Genomic DNA, 26,017 nt, shown 5'->3' with positions numbered 1-26,017 from the left:
GACTTCCTCCCTATCAGGGCGATTGTTACATGATGCGGACGCTGTTTGGCATTCCTAACAACGTGATCCGGTTAAGCGCTTTGACCATTGCCATAGCCTCACCTACCTGCGCGTCATAGTCATGCAGACTCAGATGACCACCCAGAAGTATTTTAAACCGGAACATGGCCGTTTCAGCCAGTGAACGCCGGTGATAACCTACTTTCTTTTTCCAGGTATCGTTATTGCCGCTCAGATGCTGATTTGCCACCGCATGGTTACGCTCATGGTATCGAGCTGGCCAATATTGCGCACCACTTCGCGGTGGGATAAGCGGCTTTATTTTTTTCCTCAGCAGAGCATCATGACAGTAACGCGTATCGTAAGCACTGTCAGCCGACGCTTCCCTGATTTTCCGGTGGGTTTGGTTAATCAGCCCGGGCAGCGCCTGCGCATCTGTCGTACCGCTTAGCGATAAATCGGCACAGATAATTTCATGTGTCGCGCTATCTACTGCCAGATGAAGCTTGCGCCATACTCTGCGCCTCTCAGCCCCATGCTGCCTGACTTTCCATTCGCCTTCGCCGAAGATTTTCAGGCCGGTGCCATCGATGACCAGGTGTGAGATTTCGCCGCGGGTTGGCGTTTTTATGCTGATGTCGACGGTTTTTGCTCGCCGGCTGACCAGAGAGTAATCTGGGCAGCGCAGCGACAGCCCCATCAGTTTAAAAATCGAGTCAACGAAACCCTGTAACGCCCGGAGCGAAAGGTTAAACACGCGCTTTATCATCAGAACCGTGGTAATGGCCATATCGGTGTAGTGAAGCGGCCGGCCACGATGTTCAGGTGGTGTACTCTCAGTCCATGCAGCAATGGCTGACTCATCAAGCCATACTGTCAGGTCCCCCCGCTGCCTGAGCGCATTGTTATATGCGGGCCAGTTGGTAATTTTAAACTTTTGCTTTGCCATGGGGACCTGATGTTGAAACGAATGTAGTGATCATAGCCGCCAGTCACCTAAAAGTTCGATTTATTCAACAAAGCCTCTATTGACCTGAAAACCTTGCCGCTTAAACACCGTAGCAATATCCGGGATGTTGTGCTCGTCATATTCAGATGAGCTGGAAATAAGATGCACCGTTTTTGCCATAATTGTTCCCGCATGAAGTGATAAACATAAACAGCATGCCGCCATAATTATTCCATTTGTCATTCTCATTGACTTTTATTTCCTCTTTCCATTCCATCAAGCGCGCTGGTCTGAAATTACCCCGACACGCCATCTTTTCCGCGATCGGTTCTCCCAAAGAGAGTATTGCCGAACGCAGACGTCGCGACAACCGCTAAAATTACGCGCGCTATGGGCCTTGCTCTCGCCATGCCGTTATCAGCGCTCTTGGCGGCGACATCCCGCTGCGGCATCGTTCGCCGCCCGAGGTAAAGGTTATCGCGGCGGCGTGAGGAACAGCCTGAGTGAGTTTATCGTTTCCCCTTCAATGAACAGGCGAGAAGAGAAATAGGGAATCCCGCCTTTTTTGACCCGCCGCTATTTCGCGCCAGTTCTTTTCGCTAGGGCGGTATTTTTTTCATCGTGAGCGGCGCTCCTAGGCCAATGAAGGTCAAGTTGAAAACACGAAACCTGCCCCCGCGTGCGCGCCAAGCCATAGCCGTAGCAACGCTAGTCACCGTGCATCCCCGTCACCGTTCAATCCCGGCCACGTAAATACCGCCGTCCGGCAGCCCTGGCAACGTGATCCGTTAGTGCCCTTTTCCTCACTCTCCTGGCCCACCGACCAGCAATGAGGTGGCCGGCCGCATAGGCATGCGCTGAACGCGCCTGTTCAACGGTCAATAAGGAAGGCACCGCTATGATGACAAGGTTCACCTATCGCTTCGATAGGCATAACCTATTTAACCAATCGGTACGGTTGACTTTATTCCCCCTCCGGCACGGCCTTATACTAAGCCGGCTCAAATCCTATCAATCCGCAAACGCTATTTTACAGGAGTAAATATGGTTCTGGTCACTCGTCAAGCCCCCGATTTTACCGCCGCCGCCGTGCTCGGCACGGGTGAAATCGTTGACAATTTCAATCTTAAATCCCACATCCAGGGTAAACCGGCGGTCATTTTCTTCTGGCCGATGGACTTCACCTTCGTCTGCCCGTCCGAACTGATTGCTTTTGACAAACGTTACGCAGAATTCCAGAAGCGCGGCGTGGAAATCATCGGCGTCTCTTTTGACTCAGAGTTTGTACACAACGCATGGCGCCAGTTCCCCACCGACAAGGGCGGTATTGGACCGGTCAAGTATCCGATGGTAGCGGACATCAAACGCGAAATCATCAAAGCCTATGGCATTGAGCATCCGGACGCCGGCGTCGCGCTGCGCGGTTCGTTCCTCATCGACAAAGACGGGATTGTTCGCCATCAGGTCGTTAACGACCTGCCGCTGGGCCGCAATATCGACGAAATGATGCGCATGGTCGACGCCCTGCAATTCCATGAAGAACACGGCGAAGTTTGCCCGGCACAGTGGGAAAAAGGGCAGGAAGGGATGGGTGCTTCACCGGAAGGTGTCGCCAAATATCTGTCTGAGAACCTGACCAGACTGTAATCAGCTTCCGCCAGAGCAGAGAGGGCACGCGCCCTGTCCGTCTAGCGCCGGTCAGCCAGGCTGACCGGCTTTTTTATACCCTGCGCCCGCGGCCTGCCCGGTAGCTAACCCGATAAGGCCGCCCTCGCATCCCCTGCCTGGGCTTTGCGCTCAGGAGGCGGTCACGCGCTTCGTTTTTACCCAGCGGTATCCCAGCAAGAGCAGTAAAACCCACACCGCTCCCACGTATAACGACACCCGGGTGGTAGGGAAGTAGCCAATCAAGCCGATAATAAACAGCAGAAAGACGACGCCGAGGCCCGCGGTGATAGCGCCGCCGGGCAAAGGGAATTTCAGCGCCCTCACCTGCTCGGGCTTGAGCCTGCGGCGAAAGGCGATTTGCGAACACAAGATCATGATCCACACCCATATGGTGGCAAACGTGGCCAGCGAGGCGATCATCAGGAAGACATTTTCCGGCATGAGGTAATTCAAGTAGACCGCCACCAGCATCGCCATCATCATCACCAGCACCGTGATCCAGGGAATGCCGTGACGCGATACGCGCCGAAAGATGCGCGTCGCATGCCCCTGCCCCGCCATGTCGTGCAACATGCGCCCGACGCCAAACACATCGCTGTTGATGGCCGAGAGCGACGCCGTCAGCACGACGAAATTCAACAGGCCGGCGGCGACAGGAATGCCCAAATTCTGGAACGTCAGTACAAACGGGCTACCGCCCGTACCCACCTGATTCCACGGATAGATGGACATGATAACCGCCAGGGTGCCGACATAAAATAGCAGGATACGCCAGGGAACGGAGTTGATGGCCCGCGGGATAGAGCGCTCTGGATCCCGCGCTTCGCCGGCGGTGATGCCGATGATTTCAATACCGCCGTAAGCAAACATCACCATTTGCAGCGAAAGAATCATCCCCCCGACGCCGTGGCTGAAGAAGCCGCCGTGGCGCCACAAATTCGCCACACCGGTAGGTTGGCCGCCGATGCCGATGCCGATGCCGATGCCGATGCCGATGCCGATGCCGATGCCGATGCCGATGCCGATGCCGATGCCGATGCCGATGCCGATGCCGATGCCGATGCCGATGCCGATGCCGATGCCGATGCCGATGCCGATGCCGATGCCGATGCCGATGCCCCACAGGATAATGCCGATGCCGGCGAGGATCATGACGATAATGATGGCAACTTTGAAAAATGAGAACCAGAACTCCAGCTCGCCAAACGCTTTGACGCTCAGTAAATTGATCGCGCCGATGAATAGCACCACGCTTAACACCCAGACCCAATGCGGTACCAGCGGGAACCACACGCCCATATAGATACCGAAGGCGGTCACATCGGCAATGGCGACAATCAGGATTTCAAAACAGTAGGTCCAGCCGGTAATGTAGCCCGCCATGGGGCCCAAATTATCCTGCGCATAGCGGGAGAACGAACCGGCATTGGGGTTTTCCACGGACATTTCCCCCCAGGGCGCGCATGATAACATAGGCCGCTAGGCCGCCTATTAAATAAGCCAGCAGCACGCTAGGACCGGCCATTTGTATCGCATCAGCGGAACCATAGAACAACCCGGTACCGATGGCGGAGCCAAGCGCCATAAAGCAAATATGCCGGGTGGACAGCCCCCGCTTCAGCGAAGGGGTGGAAGATTGCATGACCCATTACCTTTTATTGCACAAGAAAAAACCACGGAACGGTGTCCGTGGTCAGTTGATTGCCTCACCGACGCTCAAAGAACGGAGATTTGCTGCCGTCCGCGGGATTGATCGTAAGCCGCCGCGACGACAAGCATGACCAGCGTCGGCGGTAGCCAGGCCAGTCCCGGCGCGCTCAGCGGCAGGCGATCCACCCAGGCCGGGAGAATGTCGGGATAGGCCGACACCTTGATGCCATCTAGGCAGCCAAACACCAGACTGACCAGCATGCCGGGCGCAACGAGGCGGGCGCTGGAATGCCACCAGCGTAGCGTAAAACTCAGCAGGATCAGGACGATGCACGGTGGATAGATAGCGGTAAGCACCGGTACGGAAATGCTGATCAAATGGCTAAGGCCCAGGTTGGAAACCAACATGGAGAACAGCCCCAGCAGGAACACCCACTTGCCATAGCCAATGCCGGTATGTTCGCTGAAAAATTCAGCGCAGGCGCAGGTCAGGCCCACCGCGGTCACCAAACCGGCTATCGTTATTAGCACCGTCAAAAAACCGCTACCGGCGGCGCCGAAGGTGTACTGCACATAGGCGTGCAGGATTTCGGCGCCGTTTTGCGCCCCCGGCACCAGCACGCCACTGCCTGAACCTAACTTGAACAGCGTCAGATAGACCGCCGTCAAACCGATACCGGCAATCAGTCCGGCCAGAATGGTATAACGGGTCAGAAAGTGGGCGCTCTCCACGCCGCGCGAACGGGCGGCGTTGACGATAACGATGCCGAATACCATCGCGCCCAGGGTATCCATGGTGAGATAGCCGTTCACGAATCCGCTGGAAAACGGCAGGTGACTATAGCCCGCGGACACCGGCAACGGCTGGCCCGCCGGCCACAGCATCGCCGCAATGCCCAATACCGCGAGCGCGATGATCTTAAGCGGCGCCAGGACATGGCCCACCGTATCCAGCAAGCGGCCGGGGTACAGGGAAATACCGATGACCACTGCGAAATAGATCAGGCTGTAAATCAGCAAAGGCAGTTCGCCGTTGCCGGTGAAGGGGGCCACGCCGACCGCAAATGAGACGGTCGCGGTGCGCGGTGTAGCAAACAGCGGGCCCACCGCCAGATAACACACGACAGCCAGAAGCAGACCGGCTTTATGGCCGATAGGGGAACTGAGCGCATCAATGTCGCCCCCGACCCGCGCCAGCGAGATAACGGTAATGACCGGCAGACCGACCGCGGTAATCAAAAAGCCCGCCGCCGCCAGCCAAACGTGCTGACCGGATTGCAGGCCCACCATGGGCGGAAAAATAATATTCCCGGCGCCGACAAACAGAGCAAAGGTCATAAAACCCAGCGCGAGGATGTCTTTGGAGGTTAAACGTTTAGTCATGGGTTAGTATTAAAGCCTGTAGTAAATCCTAATAAGAAATTCTTATGACTGCGCGGTGATCGACACACCTTTGGCCGAAACGATCGGCATCGCGTGAACGGCCGTTAAGCCGGACAGAATAATCATGCGGGGAAGCAATACTGACGGGCGGCGCAACGGCGGCTAATTTAATAGTTTATAGCGGTTGCTGGCAAGTCCATCAGGCAAAACTGGCACTAAAATCTGCTTTTTGAATAATATTTAGGTTAAGTATTCAAATATTCCCTTTTCTGCGCTACATGATAACCCGTCTGACGACGAAAATCGCCAGCGCGACATAAGAAATTGCGATGGACGACATGGACACGCGGCGTGCGGGCGACATAGGGGCGAGCGGACCCGGGTCCGCGACCGTTCCGGCGGGTAACACCTCCGGGTATAGCGTTCACGCCTGCTTACGCTGAATAGCGTACCGCGAAGCCGACGGGGACACACACTTCCCTCCCGCGCACGGGCGCAACACCCGGTGTTTGCCCTACGGTCACATCCTTAAAAGTACGGGTAAACGCGTGGACGGTCGTTTCAGCCGATGAACAGATCTTAAGGTAGCGCGCGAACCGCTGCGTAGTTCAAAATCTGGCACGGACTCTGGCTGTGGCTTTGGTTCAAAACGAGGTTCAGACTTCCATTTACGCAGAAGGTGGAAACGACTTGAGCGCGGGCCGAGAAGAACCGCCCGCGCACGCGTTATCACCAAGCGCGGCGAGCGATATCAAGCACTAACTTCAACTTATCCCACTGCTGCTGTTCGCTCAGCTTATTGCCCTCTTCGGTAGAGGCGAAACCGCATTGCGGGCTCAGGCACAGCTGATCCAGGCTCACATACTGGTTGGCTTCACGGATGCGTTCCAGCACCGCCTGGGGGTCTTCCAGCGTCGGCGTTTTCGAGGTAATAAGCCCCAGCACCGCCTGCTGATGTCCGGGTTTGATAAAGCGCAGCGGTTCAAAGCCGCCAGCACGTTCGGTATCGTACTCCAGGAAAAAGGCATCCACCTTCACCTGGCCGAACAGGATGGACGCGACCGGCTCATAACCCCCTTCGGAAATCCAGGTGGAGCGGAAGTTCCCGCGGCAAACGTGCAGGCTCACCACCAAATCCTCCGGCTTACCGGCCAGCGCTTTATTCAGCACCTCAGCGTAAATCTGCGCCAGAGCGTCCGGATCATCGCCACGTTCGCGCATTTGACGCTTTTGATCTTCCGAGCACAGATAGCCCCAGACGGTATCGTCCAACTGCAAATAGCGGCAGCCGGCGGCATAAAACGCGGCAATGGCATCGCGCCAGGTTTGTGCCAGATCGTCGAAGTATTCCGCCAGATCGGGGTAGACGGCCTTATCGATCGCCGCGCGCCCGCCGCGGAAATGCAAGACGCTCGGACTGGGAATGGTCATTTTCGGCACCGCGTCGCCGGCCACGCTTTTCAGAAAACGAAAATCCTCCAGCATCGGGTGATGGCGAAATCCCAGTTTACCGGTGACCTTGACGCTACGGGCTTTGGTCTGCACGCCCTGAAATTGAATGCCGTGGTCGGGCTGGTACCCTTCCACCCCGTCCAATCCTTCAAAGAAATCCATATGCCACCAGGCGCGGCGGAACTCCCCGTCCGTAACGACCTGCAGCCCCAGCGCGCGCTGCTCCGCGACGACGCGGGCAATCTCATTGTCTTCCACGGCGCGCAGCTGCGCGACATCTATCTCGCCATCGGTGAAACGCTGGCGGGCCTGCTTTATCACGGCGGGACGTAACAGACTGCCGACCACATCGGCGCGGAAAGGGGCTTGGGTTCTTTGCATTTTACTGCTCCAGGAGGGCGTCATCCTCATGATGATCGCGTTAATTTAGTGACGGTATAGTCACGCTTCGCAATTAATGGACATCTAGACGTCTATGCTCTATGCTCTATGCTCTATGCGTCTCAGGCGCAGTGTGTCACTTCACCTAATGCCGCACAAACGAGAAAATTTCAACGCTATTGAATTTTATTCATGATCGTTGTAAGACTTTCACTTTGGCGATTTAAGGCAATCCGGCGGCCCGCCGCGCCGTCAGCAGTTGGGATTGCGTCAAAGGCACATATCCCGCCTGGCTAACCTGTTCTTGTCCCTCGGGGGACAAAACGCGCGCCAGAAATGCCAATGTCAGAGGGTCAAGGGATTTACCCGGCGGTTTGTTGACGTAGAGATAGAGCGGGCGGGTGAAGGGGTACTCCCCGCGGCGCAATATCTGCGCATCGGCGGTTAACGTGTGGCCAGCCGCATCGATAATCGCCAGCCGCTTCACCCCGCGGGCGTGGAACCCCATGCTGGTATAGCCAATCGCGTTCACCGAAGCGGCCACCGCCTGCGCGACCGCCGCCGATCCGGGCAGTTCGTTGACCGTTGGCTGCATATCCCCGCCGCAAAGCACCCGAAGGCGAAAAAATCCCTGGGTGCCGGAGGCGGTGTTACGGCCATAGCGCAGTAGCGACAGCATGCGCCATTCCCCGGGTAACCCCAACGCCGTATCGGTGCCGCCTGTCCGCACTGGCGAGTGACGGAAAAGATCGCATCCAGCTGACGCTGGCTAATCGCCTCTAGCGGATTGGCCTGATTAACCATGACCACCAGCGCATCCTGCGCCACCGGTAGCGCCAGCGGCGCATAGCCGTAACGCTGACGAAAGCCGGCGATTTCCGGCTCGCTCATCGGTCGGCTCATGGGGCCCAGCTGCGTCGTGCCGGCCGCCAGCGCGGCGGCGGCGTATCCGAGCCGGTACTGGTTAACGTACCGGTCAAGAGCGGAATCGGCGCCGCCGGCGTAACAGGCTGCGCGCGCAGCACCGCGCTATGCACACCCAGCAGGCAGCTAGCGAACAAGGCGCCGGCCAAGAGGGAAAAACAGCGCATCACTCTCTGGCCTGGGGTGAAAGAGGAGAAACGCTAGGGTCCACCCGCGGCGGCAGGGTAATCAACCGCGCCGGCAGGGTAAAACCGAAACGGGTGCCCTCGCCCGGCGCGCTGCTGATATCCAGCCGCGCATCGTGATGGCTTAACGCATGTTTGACAATGGCCAGACCCAGGCCGCTACCGCCGGTTTGACGCGAACGGGCTTTATCCACACGATAAAAGCGCTCCGTCAGGCGCGGCAAATATTCCGGCGCAATACCCGGCCCGTTGTCGCTAATCTGAAACGTCGCCCCCTCGGCGCTGCGCTGCCAACTGACCTCGATGCGGGTGCCGGGAGGCGTATGAATAACCGCGTTGTACATCAGATTCGATACCGCGCTGCGCAGTTGCTCTTCATTGCCGTTGACCCATAATTGTGGATTGACGCGCAGCACCAGCGGATGCTGTCCTTGGCTGAGCCCCTCGACGCTGGCCTGCAAACGCTTGAGCAAGGTCGGCATATCAACCGGCGTGTGGGTTTCCCCCTGCGGCGCCGCTTCGATACGCGACAGCTCCAACAATTGGGCGACCAGGCGCTCCATGCGCCGAGATTGATCCTGCATAGTCTGCACCGCCCGCTGCCGCATGTGGGCGTCAAGGCTATCGTCGGTCATCATTTCCAGATACCCCTGCAATACCGTCAGCGGCGGGCGCAATTCGTGGCGGGCGTTAGCGAAAAAGTTACGCCGCGCCCCTTCCAGTTGCTGCATTTGCGTGACGTCACGCACCACCATCAATCGCTGATCGTCGGTATAGGGCATAACGCGAAACTCCACCCAGTGCTGATTATTCAGCTGCAATGTAAGCGGTCGCTGAAACGCTTGCCGCTGCAAATAATCATTAAACTCTGGATAACGCAACAAATTGAGGATCGGTTGTCCGTTATCCTCCGGCCAGCGGAAACTGAGCAATTGTTGAGCCAGGCCGTTGCACCAGAAAATATGACCGTCACCCGTTAACATCACCAGCGTATCGGGCAGCGAGTCGGCGCCGCTGCGAAAGCGTTTAAACAACATCGCCAGCTCGCGCCGCCGACGGCGTTGACGCAGTTGCATACGGTGCAAACCATAGAATAGCGAAATCCAGCTGCCCCCGCCCGTCGGCGGCGCCAAGAGCCAGCCCAAGTGGCCGATGAACAACAACAACAGCAGCGCCGGCAGGCAAAACAGCACCCCTTCCAGTAACAATCTGCGCCAGGTAATAGGTTCAAGCAACGGCATCTCCTTCGCGACGGCCCCTGTAGCGCGGCCACCGGCTCATCATGCGTCCGCTGACCGCGGGCATCACATCCTTTCCATCTGACTCATGTTCCGCCTCTGCGCGGTGTCATCGCCGGTGCGCAAGCGTACCATCAATGGCCGCTATCGCGGCGGCAAGGTTTGAGGAGGCCGCGTGCGCTGCCCGCCTGCGCCGAATTTAATAGCGCCCGGAGAAGCGGTAACCGGTACCGCGCACCGTTTGCACCATACGATCATGCCCCCCGATTCAAGCGCTTTACGCAAACGGCGGATATGGACATCCACCGTGCGATCCTCCACATAGACATTCGTGCCCCATACATGATTCAGCAATTGCTCGCGGCTATAGACGCGCTCAGGATGGGTCATAAAGAAATGCAGCAGCTTGAATTCGGTCGGCCCCATGTCCAGCGCCTGCTCGTTGGCGGTCACCCGATGCGAGGCGGGATCCAGACTCAGGCCCTGAAGCTCGATTCGCTCTTCCGTCTCCATCGGGGAGATGCGCCGCAGCACCGCTTTTATCCGCGCCAGCAGCTCTTTGGGAGAAAAGGGTTTGGTAATATAATCGTCGGCCCCGACTTCCAGCCCGCGTAGACCCTGTACACGATTCTGTGTAAATGCCTTTTCTCAGAAGTGACCGTCCAGGCGGTCACCGAACTCGATAATAAAGCGGCTCATTGCCATGCGCCAGTCCCTCAAAAGCATTGTCCATTTCTGTGAGGCCGCCTGTATCGCCAGCCACACCACCTTTTTCACTGCGTCGTCGGTCGGGAACACCTTGCGCTTTTTGATGGCATGCCGGATCACGCTGTTTAACGACTCGATGGCGTTGGTCGTGTAGATCACCTTGCGGATGTCCGTTGGGTAGGCAAAGAACGTGGCCAGATTGGCCCAGTTTGCCTGCCAGCTTCGACTTATTTGCGGGTAACGGATGTCCCAGGCACTGGAGAACGCTTCCAGCGCCTGCAAGCCGGCTTCTTCTGTAGGGGCCTGATAGATAGCTTTCAGGTCGCGGGTGACGGCCTTGTAGTCCTTCCAGGAGACGAACCGCAGGCTGTTGCGCACCATATGTACGATACACAGCTGGAGCCGCGCCTCCGGATACACCGCGTTAATAGCGTCAGGGAAACCTTTCAGCCCGTCTACGCAGGCGATAAGGATATCGTTCAGGCCGCGGTTTTTCAGCTCTGTCAGCACGTTCAGCCAGAACTTTGCGCCTTCATTTTCGGCCAGCCACATACCTAGCAACTCTTTCTGGCCTTCGATGTTGATGCCCAGCGCCAGGAACACAGATTTGTTGATGATGCGGCTGTCCTGCCGGACTTTTAGAACGATACAGTCAAGATAAACAATGGGATAGACTGCATCCAGAGGCCGGTTTTGCCATTCGACAACCTGCTCCATGACCGCATCGGTGACCTTTGAGACCAGCGCCGGCGAGACATCGGCGTCATACAGCTCTTTGAACGCGGCGGCGATCTCGCGGGTGGTCATCCCTTTGGCGTACAACGATAAAATCTGGTTATCCATCCCGGTAATCCGGGTCTGGTTCTTCTTCACCAGTTGCGGTTCAAAGGAACCGTCACGATCGCGCGGAGTACGCAGCGCCAGCGGGCCATCGCCAGTGGTAACGGTTTTTGTGGAATAGCCGTTGCGGGCGTTGGTCCTCGGTTTAGGCTGATTTTTATCGTAGCCGAGGTGATGGGTCATTTCGGCATTGAGAGCTGCTTCGACGCTAATTTTTTTCAGCAGCCGATCGAAGTGACTGAGATCTTCAGGGGTTTTGAGATTTTTGGCCAGTTCGTTAGCCAGAGCCTGCAACTGTTTTTCGTCCATAAATTAACCTGTTTTTGATGTTGTATTGAACATATCAAAATCAGGCAAATACACAAATTTCTAAACAGGCTCATCGGACGTCGGAATCTGCACTTCGTCTTCCACCACCAGTATGCGTCTCGCCATCGTTTCTCCGCCATAAATCGTCATGATTAAGGTGCCGGCATTATGCGTCACTTTTGTGACATATTTATTAAAACTCATTTATCTTAAAAGAAATAGATTTTATCGTTAACTGATGCAGGCACCCGGCGGCAACAGACGACGTCTAAATACCATAACCCACTAAAAATTAGCGAATATTATTAATCAATGCGCCGCAGCCGCGCCGTCAGCGCCTTACGCAGGATCTTGTTTCCTTTCGGGTAACCGAGAGCGTCAGGGGGTGGCGGAGCGTATAGCGCCACGGCAACGGCGGAGAGTGCAAGCAAGCGCGCGGTTGCTCAGCGCGGAAAGAGGTCGCACGGGAGGACTTATCCCCTTTTCGGGAACCGGCGCCGCAAAATTCCCCCTGTCGGACGACAGGCGCCGGCGTCACGGTTTATACTGCCCCATCGATTTGTTTGCCGCTGGAGCGTCATGCGCATTATTCACACTTCTGATTGGCATCTGGGTCAGTCGTTTTTCACCAAAAACCGCGTCGACGAACATCAGGCGTTTTTGACGTGGCTGATCAGCCAGGTGGATGAACACCAGGTGGACGCCTTGATGTTGCAGATTCCGACGTATCCGATCAGCTGTTCCGGCGACATCCGATCAGTTATTCCGATATTTTCCGATCACCCATTCCAGTGATATTCGATCACGTGTTCGCTCATCTTCTGACTCGGGTTTAGTCTATTTTTCCTGTGCTGGCTACTCCTTGCTCTTTGCGTAGTGATTCGCCTTTAAGTTCCAGTCTATAGCTGGGGTGTACTGACCGATCGAGTAACGCGTCAGCTGTCGTGGGGTTTTCTATCAGTCCATACCATTTTTTCACCGGCAGTTGACTGATCAGGATGCTGCTGCTTTTGTCGTAGCGATCTTCCATCACCTCCAACAGCATCGTTGCCTGCATCGGACTTATTGATTCTAGGCCCACATCGTCCAAGATCAGTAACTCTATTTTTTCTAACTGCTTAAGCTGTTTTAGATAGGTCCCGTCTACCTGACACTGGTGAAGATGGGCCAGCAACCGACCCACTCGCCAGTAACGCACGCTATATTGCTGCCGGCATGCCTGCTCACTAAGCGCACAACTGAGCCAGGTTTTGCCCGTACCTGTCGGCCCCGTGATGAGTATGCTTTTCTGATATTTCAGATATTGTCCCCCTAGCAGATCTCGCATCTGTTCCGGTGTCACTCCTCGGCTAGGGATATAGCGGATATCTTCCGGTTTTGCCTGCAAGCGCATTTGCGATTGCCGTCGAATACGGCATATGTTATTGTTTTTTCTATGTAAATTTTCCGATTCTACCATCAGCGACAACCGCTCCTCGAACCCCAGCTCCCCATAACTCCCCGGGAGTTCGCGTTGCGTCTCCAACGCCTGGACCATTGCCGACAACTTCAGCTCTCGCAGAGCCATTAACAGTGTATCCATATTTATTCTCCTTAGTGATAACTGTCCGGACCTCGGAGGTTTTCGTGAACCAGCATTGATACGCCGGCTCCGTCCTGGGTGACCTCACTTTCACGACCGTGTTTCAATACGTTGGCTATGAAAGAGCGGTTAATGCACCCTTTCTCCAACGCCAGCGCGCAGGCCTTCTCCAGTCGCGTCGTCTCATAGCGCCGTTGCAGATTAAGTAGCCCCAGCACGGAGCGGTAAGCCTGCTCCGGATGGGCTTTGCTCTTTTGGATGGACTCGACCACTTTCAGTGTGCACACACCCACCGACAGCGCCCAACTGCACAGCCTTTCCGGCGTCCACTGACTCTGCCCCTTATGGTTAGCCGGCATGTGCGCCGCCTGAGTCGTGTGCCTATAGGCGTTATCGCTGCGAGGGTGCGTAGCCACGCAGACGCCCTTATGGTGGATTTGCACCAGCCGTTGGGTGGCGATGACGTCAACGCGCTCGCCAACCAGCGGATGCGGCACCGAGTACCAGTTTTTGCCGTAGTCTATGTGGTAATCAGGTCCCACTCGGGCAACGAGATACTCACTGTATTCCCATTGTGTGGGCGGTAGAGGCCCAAGAGCCGGTTTGTCCAGCTGCTCGAAGCGTTCAAGGCGACTTTGTCCGCCGTAATGACGCATCGGGCGCAGATTCAACTCATAATTGAGTTCTAGTATCACCTGGTTGAGTTCGGCCAGCGAGTAGAACCTACGTTTACGCAACCGGGCCAAAACCCAGCGTTCTACCAGCTGCACAGTTGATACTGCCTTCGCCTTGTCTTTCGGTTTTCTCGGGCGCGCCGGTAGCACCACTGTCTCATAGTGATTTGCCAGCGCCTGGTAGCTCTGGTTTATGACCGGCTCATAGCGGTCAGGGGTGCTGACAGCGCTGCGCAGATTATCAGGTATCATCAGCTCCGGAACCCCACCCATGAAGTGCAGACAGCGGCTATTGGCGTTGAGCCACGATGCCATGTCCTGGCCTTCGCAGGCTTCGATATACGCATAGCCTGACACGCCCATGGCAGCGACGAAGATAGCGACCTGGCGTACGCTACTGGTCGCAGGGTTGACGATAGGTACGGTGGGGCCACAGAAGTCGATGAAGAGCTTTTCGCCAGCCTTGTGCTCCATGCGCATAGAACGCCGCTGCTTCTTTTTCCAGTCACGGAACAGTGCACAAAGCTGTGAGTAACCGAGGGCATCACCGCCCACGGCGGACTGATATTCCATCCAGAGCAGCTGCTTGGTCATGCCCTTGCGGCTTAACTCGGTATCGATATCAAGCCAGCTGGGTAAGGTATTGATAACTTTTCCGGATTTGCCGGGATAGAGCAGGCGGTCGAGGTCGACGGGGGACAGTTACGCCGGCAATGGCCAGACCAGGTTAGCTACCGTGAATCGGCCGAGGATATCGTGCACGGTAGTACAGCCTATGCCGAGCGCTGCTGCGATAGTGCGATTCGAGCGACGCTGCTCGAATTTCATACGTAACACATTAATATAGATGCACATTTCCGTTCTCGCTTTCTTTTTTTTACGTGCCATGCCATGCCCCCGGAAGCTAAAAGTCTCCAGAGTATGGCGGAACAGAAGATGAGCGATCGGACAGAATCGGAATCGCTGATCGGGCGACCGGAATCAGTGATCGGATGAAATCAGAATTAGTGATCGGGTGAAATCGGAATCAGTGATCGGATGTGACCGGAACCAGCAATTGTAGCGGGCGATGTATTCGATACCGGTACACCGCCCAGCTATGCCCGCGAATTATTCAACCGTTTCGCCGTGTCGCTGCAGCCGACCGGCTGTCGTCTGGTGGCGCTGGCGGGCAATCATGACGCGGTCGCGACGCTCAATGAATTCTGCGCGCTGCTGGCGTGCCTGAATACGCGCATTGTGGCCGGCGGCAACGGCGAGGACCAGGTGTGGGTGCTAGACGATCGCCACGGCGCGCCGGGCGCGGTGCTGTGCGCCGTTCCCTTTCTGCGGCCGCGGGATGTACTGGTCAGCCGCGGCGGCCTGTCGGGAGGTGAAAAGCAGTAGGCGTTGCTTGATGCCATCGCCGAGCGCTATCAGCAGCTGTATCAACGCGCGCAGCGGTTGCGCGACGCGCTCCCCTCCCCGGTCCCGATTATCGCCACCGGCCATCTCACGACGGTCGGCGCCAGCACCACCGCGACTCGGTGCGCGATATTTACATCGGCGCTCTCGATGCTTTTCCCGCGCGGTTGTTCCCGCCCGCGGATTATATCGCCCTGGGCCATATCCACCGGCCGCAGATTATCGGCGGCAATGACTGCATCCGCTATTGCGGCTCGTCGATACCGCTAAGTTTTGATGAAGCGGGTCAGCCGAAACAGGTCAATCTGGTCACCTTTCAGGACGGTCTGCCGCCGCGGATAACGCCGCTGACGGTGCCCGAAACGCAGCCAATGCGGCTTATCAAAGGCCCTGTGGATGAGATAGAGCGGCAGTTGCGCGGCTATGCTGATTATCGCGGCGAACGCCCGGTGTGGCTGGACATTGAGGTTGTGGCCGACGGCTATCTCACCGACATACAGCAGCATCTCCAGGCGTTGGCGGAGCCGTTACCGGTAGAGGTGGTATTGCTGCGCCGCAGCCGCGAGCAGCGGTCTAGCGGCCTTCATCCGTTACAGCAGGAGACGCTTAGAGAATTGAGCGTGAGCGAGGTGTTTGAACGGCGGCTGGCGCTGGAGGAGGCGCCGGATGAACCCCGCTGCCAGCGCATCCGGGGCCTGTTTGAACAGGTGGTCGGCGATGTACACGATGGCCGGGAGGAAGCGGAAGCATGAAAATTCGGACGCTGCGCCTAAAAAACCTGAATGCGCTGCAGGGCGAATGGAAAATCGACTTTACCGCCGCCCCCTTTGATCGCAGTAGCTTGTTCGCCATTACCGGCCCGACCGGCGCGGGGAAAACCACGCTGCTCGATGCCATCAGTTTGGCACTTTATCACCAGACGCCGCGCCTTAAGAACAACCCCGGCCCGGAGCTGATGACACGCCATACCGCGGAAGCGCTTGCCGAAGTGGAGTTTGCCGTTAAAGGGGTCGGCTATCGTGCGTTTTGGAGCCAGTGCCGGGCGAAAAATCAACCTAACGGTAATCTGCAGGAAGCGAAAGTGGAGCTGGCCCGCATCAGCGACGGCCTGATTCTGGCGGATAAAATCAGCGATAAAAAACGCCTGATAGCCGAACTGACGGGGCTGGATTTTGCGCGGTTTACCAAATCCATTTTGCTGGCGCAGGGCGATTTTGCCGCGTTTTTGAATGCTGACGCCAAAAGCCGCGCCGGGCTGCTCGAGGAGCTGACGGGCACCGATATCTATGGCCGCATCTCCGCCGATGTATTTGAACGTAATAAAGCGGTCCGCAACGAGTTGGCGCAGTGGGAAGCCCGCGCGGGCGCCATTGAAATGCTGACCGGTGAGCAGCAGGCGGCGCTCGAGGACGAACTGACGCAGCGGCAGCAGGAGGAACAGCGGCTGAACGCGCAGCGCCATCAGACTTGGCTGAATGAACGGGCGCAGCGGCAGACGGCGCTGGCGCAGACGCAGCAGGCGTCCTTGCAGGCCGCAGCGCCGGATCTGGCTCGCCTTGCCGCGGCGGAGCCGGCGGAGGCGTTGCGCCCTTTGCTGGACCAGCAGCGGCGCGACGCGCAGGCCTGTACCCGCGCCGAGAGGGAGCTGGCCCAGTTGCAATAGCGCCAGAAGCAGGATCAGGCGCGGCTGCAGCCGCTGGCGCAAGCGCTGCGCCTCGCCGATGAACAACTGGCAGCGCACGAGGAAGATCAGCGCCGGCAGCAGCAAATAATAGAGGAGCAGCTTATCCCGCTGGATCAGCAGATCGCCACGCTGCGGCAACAACAAGAGGACCTCAAGCGTCAGCTTCTGCCGCTGCAGCAACGCCATCGTCAGGAAAGCGCGGCTCTGGCGACACAGCAGCAGGCTCGTCAGCAGGCGCAGGAGGAGAGTGACTGGCTGGACCGCCATGCCGCATGCCACCTGTGGGGTAAGCAGCGCCCGCTGTGACGTGAGCAGTTCGCTCGCCGCGATGAAGCGCAAACCCATTGCCGCAACCTGGAACAGCGCATGGCGCAGCAACGGTTGCGGCTTACCGCTTTACAAACGGAAGGTCAGCAGCGATTAACGGAGAGTCAGCGGCTGGCACAGCAGCGCGAGGCGCTAAGCTTGAGCTTTGCCGAGGCGCAACGGCGGCGGGAAGAACAGGCCCACGCGCAGAGCGGCACCACGTTCGAGACGCGCTGGAAACGGCGGCAGGGGCAGCAGCCCCATTATCTGTTGCTGACCACCCTGCTGCCGCAGCTCTCGGGGCTGGCGGATAGGCTCCGGCAGGAGGAGGCGCAGCAGTCCCAACGCCTGCAAACGCGGTTTACGTTAAGCCAGGAGCAAGCGGCGCTGTACGCCAGGCTGGAGGACAAAACCCGGCTGCTGAGGCAGACGAAAACCACGCTGGAGCTGGAACGGCGTATTGTCCGGCTGGAGGATGAGCGCCGCGCCCTGCGCGCCGGTGAACCGTGCCCGCTGTGCGGCGCCACCCAGCATCCAGCGATAAATGCCTATCAGACGTTGTCTCTCGGGCGCACCGAGCAGCAGTTGCAGCAGCAGCAGACCGAGGTAGACCAATGCGCCGCGGCGAAGATCGAGGGGGATACCCGTTTGCACCTGCTGGTTACGCAGTGCCAACAGGGCGAGGAAACGCTGACGGCCTTGGCGCATCAGCGCGACGAGCTACAACAACGCTGGCGGCAGGCGGTAAAGCAACTGGCGATTGCGCCTGACGAAAACCTGCGCCTTCCCGAGCTGGCGACGCTAACGCCCGAGACTCTGCAGGCGGCCGCAGACGCGCTGGCGGCTTATGAACGGGAAGAGACTCAACCGGCGCAGCGGCTCGAACAGCTACAGCAGGCGACCCTGGCGTGGCAGTCGGCGCGCGATGCACTAAGCGCCGCCGAGCTTGTCCACGATCGCAGCCTGTCGGCGCTGGCGCTAAACGGTCAGCAGCAACGCGACCTGGAGGAGAATCTGCAAGCCTCCACCTTGAGTCTGACCCAGCAGCAAACCGATCTCGCGCGGCTTAACGAGGAGATTGCCGCCGCCCTCGACGCGGCAGCGTTAACGGTGCCGGAGCCGATGCAAACCGCGGCGTGGCTCGATGCTCGCCGGGAACTGTGGCAGAGGTGGCAGCAGCGCCATGAACAGGCGCAGCGGCTAATAAGCCAAATCACCTCGCTGAACAGCAGCGTCGACGCCCTGGCCGGCGATGTCTCGACCGTCGAGTTCGGCGCGCGGCTGCGCCGCACCGGTGAACGGCTGCGACAAGCGCAGCTTCAGGCCGGCCAACAGCTACAAGCAGCGCAGCGTCAGCTGCATGAACTGGCGGGCAGCCTCAGCGCGCTGGCGCGCCAGCGGCAGACGCTGGCTCAGCAGGCATCGTCCAACACAAGTCAGCTGCAACAGGCGTTGAGCACCTCTTCGTTTGCCGATAGCGCTGCCCTGGATGCTGCGCTGCTGCCCACAGGCGAGCGGGATGCGCTGCGCGAACGTCGCGATCGGCTTAACGCGCAGCAGCAGCGTACTGATGCCCGCCAGCAGCAGGCCGCCGAGGCGCTGGCACAGTGGAGGCCGCCCGTCCGCCTACCCTGTCGCCCGAGGAGGATGACGCCGCGGTGGCGGAGCGCCTGGCCGAGTTGGATGACCAACTGCGCCAACTTGCCCGCAGGCAAGGGGAAATACAGCAGCAGTTGGGCAGCCATCAACAGCGACAGCGGGAACAGCATCTGCTGCTGTGGCAGATAGAAGAGAGCCGCGACCGTTGTCAGGATTGGGCCTATCTCAATGAGCTCATCGGGTCGAAGGAGGGGAATAAATTTCGTAAATTCGCACAGGGTTTAACGTTAGAACACCTTATTTATCTGGCTAACCAGCAGTTGGCGCGCCTGCACGGCCGTTATCAACTGCAACGCAAAACGCACGAAGAGCTGGAGCTGGAAGTGATGGACACCTGGCAGGCGGACGCCATACGTGATACTCGGACGCTGTCAGGCGGGGAGAGTTTTCTGGTCAGTCTGGCGCTGGTGTTATCGGATTTGATCAGTCATAAGACGGGCATCGACTCGCTGTTCCTTGACGAGGGATTCGGCACCCTTGACGCCCAGACGCTGGATATCGCCCTGGACGCGCTGGATACCCTCAACGCCAGCGATAAAATGATCGGCGTGATAAGCCACGTGGAAGCGATGAAGGAGCGTATCCCAGTGCAGATAAAAGTTAGTAAGATTAATGGATTGGGCATCAGTCGCCTTCAGCGACAATTTGCGGTGGCGGACAATGCGCCGGTCAAAGATGTGGACGATTGAGACCGCTGGCGGCAACGACACCCAACCCACCATTGGCACGGCCGGCCCCTCTGCCGGCGGCAACGCCACCAGAACCGTTATTGACGCAGTTGGCAACCTATGCCCACGGCAACTGCACCCCGCCCGCCGTTGACGCCTCTGCCGGAGGCGAGGCGGCGGTGCCAGAGGCGGTGCCGGGTGCCTGTCGCCGCGAAGAGAGCCGCTCAGGCGGGAGCCCTACGCTCCGCCGGTGCGCTATGTAAACCCGACCTGCCGCCGCGCGGGTGACGCTGGCATCGTTCGCGAGTCAGCGCGCTTCTTCCTGAGGCCAAAGCCACGCCGCGCACGCCGCTGGAGTCGCCATGAACCGCCTTACGAATCGGCGTCTGGCATTCGTTGCCAAATATCCAAGGCGTTATTAAGCTCGGCAGCGAATCGTACAGTCTGTCGACATTGCTCATTCCACCCGCCAACACGACGACATCCGGATCGAGCAAATTGATTACCTACGCAAGGGCCTTGGCCAGCCGTCGCTCATAATTACTCAGCGCCCGCTCAGCCCATTTATCGCCTTCTGCGACGAGATGGACGATCTCCGCGCCGCTGCGCTGTTGCCCGCTGAGCCTCGCGTAATCCTGCATAAAACCGGTGCCGGAGATGAAAGTTTCGGTACAGCCGGATTTTCCGCAGTAGCAGGGAACCTTTTGCTTAATGCGCCCTTCATCCTCATCCATCCAGGGCAGCGGATTATGTCCCCACTCCCCCGCCACGCCATTGCCGCCGCTGTGCACTTTGCCATTAAGGGCGATACCCGAACCGCAACCGGTACCGATTATCACTGCAAACACGGTACTCATACCCATCCCGGCACCGCCATGCAATTGGCGTCGTTGGCCATCCTTACCGACCGCTGCAGCCGGGTCTGCAAGTCCTTATCCAGACGCTGACCGTTAAGCCATACTGAATTGGCATTTTTCACTTTGCCGGTATAGGGCGACAGGGTTCCGGGAATACCAACGCCGACGCTGCCGCGCTGGCCTGTCTCCTGTTCCACCCGCTCGACCAGCGCCACGATGGTCTCCACCGTCCCCGGATAATCATCGCGCGGCGTCGCGACCCGTTTGCGTAATATCGCTTGACCCTCATCATCCAGCGCTATTACCTCGATTTTGGTACCCCCCAAATCAATGCCGATACGCACGTTGCCAGCCCCCGCTTCGGTTATCTACCGGCGCCGTGGCCCCCGCGATAAGCGGCAGGAAGCAGCACGGCGCACTATTTGGGGATCAGCATAGGATATTCGCCGGAAAAAGTTGAGCTATTCCCGCCGTGGGGTAACGTTTCAGCCTGGCTTTGTGGCGCCCATCACCCCGTGCGTGCAACGGTGGCAGGGTTAGAGAACGTGATAGCGATCGCCACTTCTTACTCCCCACCAGCCGCCGGCGGCGCTGACTATCGCCCCCTGCAATAGGGTAATGAATAACCAAAGCGCGGACTTGGCGCTGGCGGCAGCGGCCTTATCGGCGCGTTGTTTCATTTCCTCGCGCCAGCGCTGCAAATCTTCCCGCGCGTGGCTGACGTTCTGCTGCAGCGTATCGATCCGTTGTTTTATCGTTTCTGCCGCCTGCTGTTTATCGCGCATCACCTTATCGGTCGCCTGATTCAACGCCTCCGGCGTCATAGTACGATTACTATTGGCCAGCGCCTGATGCACGTCGTCGCGCTTGATATCGTCGGCTACGGCATCCGTGCGCTACTTCAACCTCTCAGCCAGCCCTGCCATAATCTGCTCACTGCGCTCAGGGGCGCGCATCGCCTCGGCGACCGCCTGGCTGACTTCCGCACGTATTTCCTTAAGCTGGCGCTGAAGATAGTCGAGATGCAGCGCTTCAACTTCACTGTTTTGCAGCGCATCGGTAATATTTTTTGGCGACGCATCGGCGGGCAGAGAATCGTCCAGGGTTAATTTCCCCAACCCATTGTTCAACGCCCCCGCTAATTCATCGCTATTATTTCCCACCGCCGTAACGATATTTCCGGCGGCGCTGCCCGCTGCGCCGAGCATATTTCCCGCCAAACGTAATGCACCACTAATAATGAAGCCACTAATGATAACCGCCAACAGCAGCGATAGCGCCCAGGGATCGACCATGCTAAATCCTAGTGCGCTACCGAGCAGCGCTAATAAGAGTGAAATAGAGAATGCCGTAAGAACGCCACTGAAAAGTGATCCCCATGACACCCGGTTGGCGCAGATAGCCACATCCCGCGTTTCCATAAGCTAACTCCTTTATTTTTTACAAAGTAGAATGATGCTACGCCATTAAGTTAGTCTATGTTTACGGTAATACAAGAATACCGCATTTTGAGAATCATTTATTTTATAATAATAATTATTATCTTTTTGCTATCGCTTGGCGCATGGGTTACATCAGTAATACGGCTTTTTGATAAACTTAAATTAATAGGTAATTAATAATCATAAAATCATCAGGCATTTTCGACGCCGGTAACAGGCGAAATCACCTCTAACGCGCTACGGCAAGCGCCTCTCCCCGGTCTCCTCTCCAGAACCTTCGGTATGCCGAGCGCCCTTTTTTTTAACCTGTGACAAACGCAGGCGGTGCCTGCCCCGCCCGTTACACACCACGCTTCAACGTCAAATACGGACAACTCTGTGCGCTTTTTCCTAGGGGAAGCGCCTGCAATTCGTTATCATGCGAGCTGCGTTTGTTGGCAAATCGCGCCGGTTGAGGTGCCTCAGGTCAGGGATATCTATTATGTTGTGGTTTAAGAATGTCATGATTTACCGTTTGAACCGGCCGATCGAGCTGTCGGTGGAGCAGATCGAACAGCAATTGTCCGCCTTCGCCTTCACTCCCTGCGGCAGTCAGGATATGGCGAAATCCGGCTGGGTTCCGCCCATGGGCGCCAAGAGCGACGTGCTGACCCATGCGATACCGGGACATGTCCTGCTTTGCCTGCGCAAGGAAGAAAAAATTCTACCGTCCTCGGTGATAAAGCAGGAGCTACAGGGCAAAATCGACAAACTGGAAAATGAACAAAGCCGGAAACTGCGTAAAACCGAAAAAGACGCGCTCAAGGACGAAGTGCTGCACACATTGATGCCTCGCGCCTTCAGTCGTTTTGGCCAAACGTTATTGTGGCTGGATCGGGTCAATAATCTGGTACTGGTCGACACCGGCAGCGCCAAAAAAGCGGAAGATTGTCTGGCGCTGCTGCGCAAATCTATCGGCTCGTTGCCGGTGGTGCCGCTGACTATGGAAAAACCGATTGAAATGACCCTGACCGAATGGGTACGCAACGGCGATCCTGCCGCCGGCTTCGCCATGCAAGATGAGGCTGAGCTAAAAGCGCTGCTGGAAGAAGGCGGCATCGTTCGCTGTAAAAAGCAGGATTTGTCCAGCGACGAAATCGCGGTGCATATCGAGGCAGGCAAGCTGGTGACCAAGCTGGCGCTGGATTGGCGGGAGCGAGTGCAGTTTGTGCTGGGCGATGATGGCACGGTTAAACGGTTAAAATTCGCCGATACGCTACGCGAGCAAAATGATGATATCGATCGCGACCATTTTGCCGCCCGTTTCGACGCCGATTTTACCCTCATGACCGGTGAATTGGCGGCTTTAATCACTGAGCTGATTGCGGGGCTGGGAGGCGAGGCCGCAGCGTCAGGGCTAACCGAGGCGGCCGCAGGGAAAAAGCACGGTTGACCCGCCCGCCGGTTAACCCTGAGACGAATCGGCGCGGCGATGGCCCTAACCGATTGCTTCAGGACGCGGCGGCGCAGAGGCGGCAATGCCGCCGGGCTCGCGGCCAGCGCAGGTTACGCAATGTCGTATGCCTGGCGCGAACGAAGCGGGATGAGAGCAAAGATTGCCCCCTCTCGGCCCAGCGGCGTCAACGGTGGACGGGACGGCGCAGGCCTTGCGCCAACCCGTTCAGCGCGAGTGGCTAAGATACCTGCATAAATAGCTGCTGGTTTCCGCCAGCTGCAGGCAAAATTCGCTGTGTGCCTGCACGTAGAACGACTCCCCCCGGCATAAAAACCTGCCAATCGTTGGCGCCGGGCAGCAGCGTCTTAAGCGCGCCGCTAACAACCGTCATTTCTTCCGGCTGGCCGGTGGTAAAGGTGTACTCCCCTGCCTCCATAACGCCAACGCTGGCACGGCCCGTGCTGGCGGCGTCGAATCCAATGGACTTCACTTTCCCTGCAAAATAGTCATTCACCTTCAGCATCGGTCTTTTCCTAATCAATTAATGTCATACCAGTGTAAAAGGCGACTCGGCGGGCGTCACGCCTTTTTCTACAAAAACCCCGGCCGGGACAAACAAATTTTGCGCCGCCGATTTACTGATAGATTCGTTGGGCAATCATCCGCGTAGCGAACTGCAAACCCGCCAACTTATCGGTCGGGAAGGCACCTTTATCGCCGGCGTTCACGAAAGACAGACATAAGCCGATCTGCTCACTCCGCTCGCTGTCCGCCAGCGCCGTTGCGAGCGCGCTGTAACCCGAGCGGGTTTCATTGCGATTGAAGTCACAGCCCTGCCCGCGCCCCAATGACAATCGCTGCAGCAAGCGGACAATGCCGGGCTGATTAAATCCCCCCAGCCTACCCTGGCGTGGCATCAACCGCGCTATGACTTCCCGCTCGGAAAAACAGGCCAACAACGCTCTGCCGACCGCTCAGCAAGCGTAGCCGGCCCGCTCTGCGGTGCAGGCGGGCTCAATGAGCGCAGCAGGTGGCCGACCCGGTAATGGCGGTTGTGGGGATCCCGCGCGAGCAGTTCCTGCGATTCCATTGCGATAAGCAGCCGGGAAAGCGTACTTTTTGGCAAGGGGAGACGACGGGCCATGTCGCTGAAGGACAGACTTTCCGGCAGCGCATCCGTACCCAGCTGGACGAACAACGTTAACACCGCGGCGGCGTTTTCCAATGTCGACATAATGTTATTTTTTTGCAGGTGAACTGATGTCGGAGTTTTTATCATTCATCGCCTGCGCGTCGGCGTCAAGACAATATTTCACCGGTTTGCGCGCCCCGTCCGCGGTGCGCCGGCTGCCTCACACATATCGGTTTATCGCTATTAATTAGAAATTTAAACACTATCGTGTTGATCTTAACGATAACGACCCGCGCGCGAGCAATACGCTTCATTCTCAACCACTTGACCCTATTGGGCCATGACGGCAGCAGAGTAGCATGAATTATCTTTTACGCCGATGATGTGACAAAGCGTGATGCGCGACGGTGGAAAGCGTGTAGAAACGGCAGGACGCGAGGTCCTGCCGCCGGAAGATCAGCTTTTGCTTTCATCCTCATAGCGCTCTTTGGAATCCAGCGCTTCTTGCTCAGTGTCGTGTTCACTGATAAGGGTATTGGGATGGGGATGGTCGGCACGCAACTCATAGACGGTTTTGCTCTTGCCGGCCGGCCCCTTCTCTTTTTTAACGATGTGCGCTTCGCGCGGATAGGGAGGTTTGCTTGCCATAGTTACTTCCTTATAGTTGTGCTCACGTAAGGTAAGTATAGCCAACACCCCGCGCCTCGTCGGCTGAAGCGATTAACCTCTCATCACGCCTCCCCAAGTCGCCCGATTATCAACTCGCCGCGCTGGGATAGAGCTGTTGTAAAATGGCGTAGACCACATCGTCCGGCGCCTGACTGGCGTCCAATATGTGGTGTGCCGCTTCTTGATAGAGTTTTTCACGTGCGGCGAGCACGTCGGCGATTTCTTCAATCATCGGTTTCCCCGTCAAACTGGGCCGCTGCTCCTCATCGGGGTACGCCTGTAGACGGTGCGCAAGCTCCTGCGCCGACACGTGCAGATACACCACGGTGCCGCGCGCGCGCATGAAATGTCGGTTAGCCGCCGATAAAATAATACCGCCGCCCGTGGCCACCACGGTTTGCCCTTGCATAACGCTTGTCAGGATTTCGCTCTCCCTTGCCCGAAAGCCCGCCCAGCCTTCGTCAGCGACGATCTCTGCCACAGTCTTGCCGGTAGACCGCCACAACATCTCGTCGGTATCGGTAAATGCATATCCCAATACCCGCGCTAATGCCTGACCCACCGTGGTCTTGCCGCATCCGCGCGCACCAACCATAAATAGGGGCTGTGTCATTGCCTGTCTGTCCTTTTCCTTACCTGAAATAGCGGACGAGAACGTTCATCGTCCCTGGGCCGGAGCAGGATGAGGCGGAGAGTCGCCGCCCCGTTGCGTGCCGGCAGCGCATCATATCATCGACCTATGGCGGCGCACATGTTTGCCGGCAAAATTTTGCGCTACGGTAAAGGGAATCGGCGCCGCGAAGGCCGCGGGCATTGCC

Annotated in this window: 17 protein-coding genes and 9 pseudogenes; 6 read left to right on the top strand and 20 right to left on the bottom strand. The window is 57.5% G+C overall.

The features are described from left to right. Positions 1-25: 25 nt before the first annotated feature. Positions 26-949, bottom strand: a complete 924-nt coding sequence (locus tag SOPEG_RS04440) for an IS5-like element ISSoEn1 family transposase (RefSeq protein WP_025243834.1) — start codon at positions 947-949, stop codon at positions 26-28. A 1,044-nt stretch (positions 950-1,993) separates the two neighbouring features. Here SOPEG_RS04440 and SOPEG_RS04435 point away from each other — a divergent pair. Next, positions 1,994-2,596, top strand: a complete 603-nt coding sequence (locus SOPEG_RS04435; protein WP_025244442.1) for a peroxiredoxin C — start codon at positions 1,994-1,996, stop codon at positions 2,594-2,596. 150 nt (positions 2,597-2,746) lie between these two features. On the opposite strand, the gene SOPEG_RS29150 is transcribed toward SOPEG_RS04435, so the two are convergent. The 9 genes and pseudogenes from SOPEG_RS29150 to SOPEG_RS04390 all read right to left on the bottom strand — a co-directional run bounded on the left by SOPEG_RS29150 (position 2,747) and on the right by SOPEG_RS04390 (position 11,687). Next, complete coding sequence (locus SOPEG_RS29150; RefSeq protein ID WP_250635976.1) at positions 2,747-4,057, bottom strand: amino acid permease; 1,311 nt, start codon at positions 4,055-4,057, stop codon at positions 2,747-2,749. After that, on the bottom strand, positions 4,011-4,202 hold the full coding sequence (locus SOPEG_RS30175) for a hypothetical protein (RefSeq protein ID WP_250635981.1): 192 nt from the start codon (positions 4,200-4,202) through the stop codon (positions 4,011-4,013). The genes SOPEG_RS29150 and SOPEG_RS30175 overlap by 47 nt, the downstream gene beginning before the upstream one ends. A 131-nt stretch (positions 4,203-4,333) precedes the next feature. Continuing rightward, positions 4,334-5,650: a branched-chain amino acid transport system II carrier protein gene (brnQ, locus tag SOPEG_RS04420; RefSeq protein ID WP_025244441.1), complete on the bottom strand. Its 1,317-nt coding sequence runs from the start codon at positions 5,648-5,650 to the stop codon at positions 4,334-4,336. Positions 5,651-6,379: 729 nt separating this feature from the next. Continuing rightward, a complete protein-coding gene (locus tag SOPEG_RS04415; protein WP_025244440.1) occupies positions 6,380-7,483 on the bottom strand; it encodes a cobalamin-independent methionine synthase II family protein in 1,104 nt (367 codons plus the stop codon). A gap of 223 nt (positions 7,484-7,706) precedes the next feature. Next, on the bottom strand, positions 7,707-8,186 hold the full coding sequence (locus tag SOPEG_RS29145) for a PstS family phosphate ABC transporter substrate-binding protein (protein ID WP_236851874.1): 480 nt from the start codon (positions 8,184-8,186) through the stop codon (positions 7,707-7,709). Between the two features lie 65 nt (positions 8,187-8,251). Beyond that, a pseudogene (locus SOPEG_RS29140) lies at positions 8,252-8,374 on the bottom strand (phosphate ABC transporter substrate-binding protein); the annotation flags it as partial. Positions 8,375-8,573: 199 nt separating this feature from the next. Beyond that, complete coding sequence (phoR, locus tag SOPEG_RS04400; protein WP_025244439.1) at positions 8,574-9,827, bottom strand: phosphate regulon sensor histidine kinase PhoR; 1,254 nt, start codon at positions 9,825-9,827, stop codon at positions 8,574-8,576. A 202-nt stretch (positions 9,828-10,029) separates the two neighbouring features. Further along, positions 10,030-10,445, bottom strand: a pseudogene (locus SOPEG_RS27075) (winged helix-turn-helix domain-containing protein); the annotation flags it as partial. A 33-nt stretch (positions 10,446-10,478) separates the two neighbouring features. Further along, positions 10,479-11,687, bottom strand: a complete 1,209-nt coding sequence (locus tag SOPEG_RS04390; RefSeq protein WP_025244438.1) for an IS256-like element ISSoEn2 family transposase — start codon at positions 11,685-11,687, stop codon at positions 10,479-10,481. A 579-nt stretch (positions 11,688-12,266) separates the two neighbouring features. On the opposite strand from SOPEG_RS04390, the pseudogene SOPEG_RS27070 reads away from it, so the two are divergent. After that, a pseudogene (locus SOPEG_RS27070) lies at positions 12,267-12,401 on the top strand (exonuclease subunit SbcD); the annotation flags it as partial. A 118-nt stretch (positions 12,402-12,519) separates the two neighbouring features. Here the strand turns inward: SOPEG_RS27070 and istB are convergent. Together istB and istA are read right to left on the bottom strand one after the other, a co-directional pair. Beyond that, positions 12,520-13,269: an IS21-like element ISSoEn3 family helper ATPase IstB gene (gene istB, locus SOPEG_RS04380; RefSeq protein ID WP_025244436.1), complete on the bottom strand. Its 750-nt coding sequence runs from the start codon at positions 13,267-13,269 to the stop codon at positions 12,520-12,522. Positions 13,270-13,280: 11 nt separating this feature from the next. Beyond that, positions 13,281-14,831 (bottom strand): annotated as a pseudogene (gene istA, locus SOPEG_RS04375) (IS21-like element ISSoEn3 family transposase). 168 nt (positions 14,832-14,999) lie between these two features. On the opposite strand from istA, the pseudogene sbcD reads away from it, so the two are divergent. The 3 pseudogenes from sbcD to SOPEG_RS27060 form a co-directional block, all read left to right on the top strand. Next, a pseudogene (gene sbcD, locus SOPEG_RS25970) lies at positions 15,000-16,099 on the top strand (exonuclease subunit SbcD); the annotation flags it as partial. Further along, positions 16,096-16,821 (top strand): annotated as a pseudogene (locus SOPEG_RS27065) (AAA family ATPase); the annotation flags it as partial. The pseudogenes sbcD and SOPEG_RS27065, both read left to right, overlap by 4 nt. A gap of 2,010 nt (positions 16,822-18,831) precedes the next feature. Continuing rightward, a pseudogene (locus SOPEG_RS27060) lies at positions 18,832-19,685 on the top strand (SbcC/MukB-like Walker B domain-containing protein); the annotation flags it as partial. Positions 19,686-19,996: 311 nt separating this feature from the next. Here SOPEG_RS27060 and mak read toward each other — a convergent pair. The 3 genes and pseudogenes from mak to SOPEG_RS04350 all read right to left on the bottom strand — a co-directional run. After that, positions 19,997-20,865, bottom strand: a pseudogene (mak, locus tag SOPEG_RS04360) (fructokinase); the annotation flags it as partial. Between the two features lie 192 nt (positions 20,866-21,057). Then, on the bottom strand, positions 21,058-21,378 hold the full coding sequence (locus SOPEG_RS04355) for a hypothetical protein (RefSeq protein ID WP_038468223.1): 321 nt from the start codon (positions 21,376-21,378) through the stop codon (positions 21,058-21,060). 39 nt (positions 21,379-21,417) lie between these two features. After that, a complete protein-coding gene (locus SOPEG_RS04350) occupies positions 21,418-21,942 on the bottom strand; it encodes a hypothetical protein (RefSeq protein WP_025244434.1) in 525 nt (174 codons plus the stop codon). Positions 21,943-22,444: 502 nt separating this feature from the next. Between SOPEG_RS04350 and rdgC the strand changes: the two genes are divergently transcribed. Beyond that, the gene (gene rdgC, locus SOPEG_RS04345; protein ID WP_025244433.1) at positions 22,445-23,395 is read left to right on the top strand and encodes a recombination-associated protein RdgC; all 951 of its coding nucleotides are present in this window, start codon (positions 22,445-22,447) and stop codon (positions 23,393-23,395) included. A gap of 228 nt (positions 23,396-23,623) precedes the next feature. Here rdgC and ppnP read toward each other — a convergent pair. The 5 genes and pseudogenes from ppnP to aroL all read right to left on the bottom strand — a co-directional run bounded on the left by ppnP (position 23,624) and on the right by aroL (position 25,812). Beyond that, positions 23,624-23,921: pseudogene (gene ppnP / locus SOPEG_RS04340) on the bottom strand (pyrimidine/purine nucleoside phosphorylase). Positions 23,922-24,033: 112 nt separating this feature from the next. Further along, positions 24,034-24,264, bottom strand: coding sequence for a hypothetical protein (locus SOPEG_RS04335; protein WP_025244432.1), 231 nt, complete (start codon positions 24,262-24,264; stop codon positions 24,034-24,036). 59 nt (positions 24,265-24,323) lie between these two features. Further along, positions 24,324-24,677, bottom strand: a complete 354-nt coding sequence (locus SOPEG_RS04330; protein ID WP_025244431.1) for a helix-turn-helix domain-containing protein — start codon at positions 24,675-24,677, stop codon at positions 24,324-24,326. A gap of 309 nt (positions 24,678-24,986) precedes the next feature. Further along, positions 24,987-25,178 (bottom strand): hypothetical protein, encoded by a 192-nt coding sequence (locus tag SOPEG_RS04325; RefSeq protein ID WP_025244430.1) that lies wholly within the window; start codon positions 25,176-25,178, stop codon positions 24,987-24,989. Between the two features lie 109 nt (positions 25,179-25,287). Next, positions 25,288-25,812 (bottom strand): shikimate kinase AroL, encoded by a 525-nt coding sequence (gene aroL / locus SOPEG_RS04320; RefSeq protein ID WP_025244429.1) that lies wholly within the window; start codon positions 25,810-25,812, stop codon positions 25,288-25,290. Between the last annotated feature and the right edge of the window lie 205 nt (positions 25,813-26,017).

Origin of the sequence: Candidatus Sodalis pierantonius str. SOPE (assembly GCF_000517405.1) — a bacterium.
In the GTDB taxonomy this organism is placed as follows: domain Bacteria; phylum Pseudomonadota; class Gammaproteobacteria; order Enterobacterales; family Enterobacteriaceae; genus Sodalis_C; species Sodalis_C pierantonii.
The sequence above is the reverse complement of the archived record's forward strand: the minus strand, read 5'-3'. Positions and strand labels throughout refer to the sequence as shown.

Coding starts and splice junctions, on each gene's coding strand:
- SOPEG_RS04440 (WP_025243834.1), bottom strand. CDS start 949: ATGGCAAAGCAAAAGTTTAAAATTACCAACTGGCCCGCATATAACAAT.
- SOPEG_RS04390 (WP_025244438.1), bottom strand. CDS start 11,687: ATGGACGAAAAACAGTTGCAGGCTCTGGCTAACGAACTGGCCAAAAAT.
- istB (WP_025244436.1), bottom strand. CDS start 13,269: ATGGATACACTGTTAATGGCTCTGCGAGAGCTGAAGTTGTCGGCAATG.
- SOPEG_RS04415 (WP_025244440.1), bottom strand. CDS start 7,483: ATGCAAAGAACCCAAGCCCCTTTCCGCGCCGATGTGGTCGGCAGTCTG.
- SOPEG_RS04330 (WP_025244431.1), bottom strand. CDS start 24,677: ATGATAAAAACTCCGACATCAGTTCACCTGCAAAAAAATAACATTATG.
- brnQ (WP_025244441.1), bottom strand. CDS start 5,650: ATGACTAAACGTTTAACCTCCAAAGACATCCTCGCGCTGGGTTTTATG.
- rdgC (WP_025244433.1), top strand. CDS start 22,445: ATGTTGTGGTTTAAGAATGTCATGATTTACCGTTTGAACCGGCCGATC.
- SOPEG_RS04435 (WP_025244442.1), top strand. CDS start 1,994: ATGGTTCTGGTCACTCGTCAAGCCCCCGATTTTACCGCCGCCGCCGTG.
- SOPEG_RS04325 (WP_025244430.1), bottom strand. CDS start 25,178: ATGGCAAGCAAACCTCCCTATCCGCGCGAAGCGCACATCGTTAAAAAA.
- SOPEG_RS04350 (WP_025244434.1), bottom strand. CDS start 21,942: ATGGAAACGCGGGATGTGGCTATCTGCGCCAACCGGGTGTCATGGGGA.
- SOPEG_RS30175 (WP_250635981.1), bottom strand. CDS start 4,202: ATGGCGCTTGGCTCCGCCATCGGTACCGGGTTGTTCTATGGTTCCGCT.
- aroL (WP_025244429.1), bottom strand. CDS start 25,812: ATGACACAGCCCCTATTTATGGTTGGTGCGCGCGGATGCGGCAAGACC.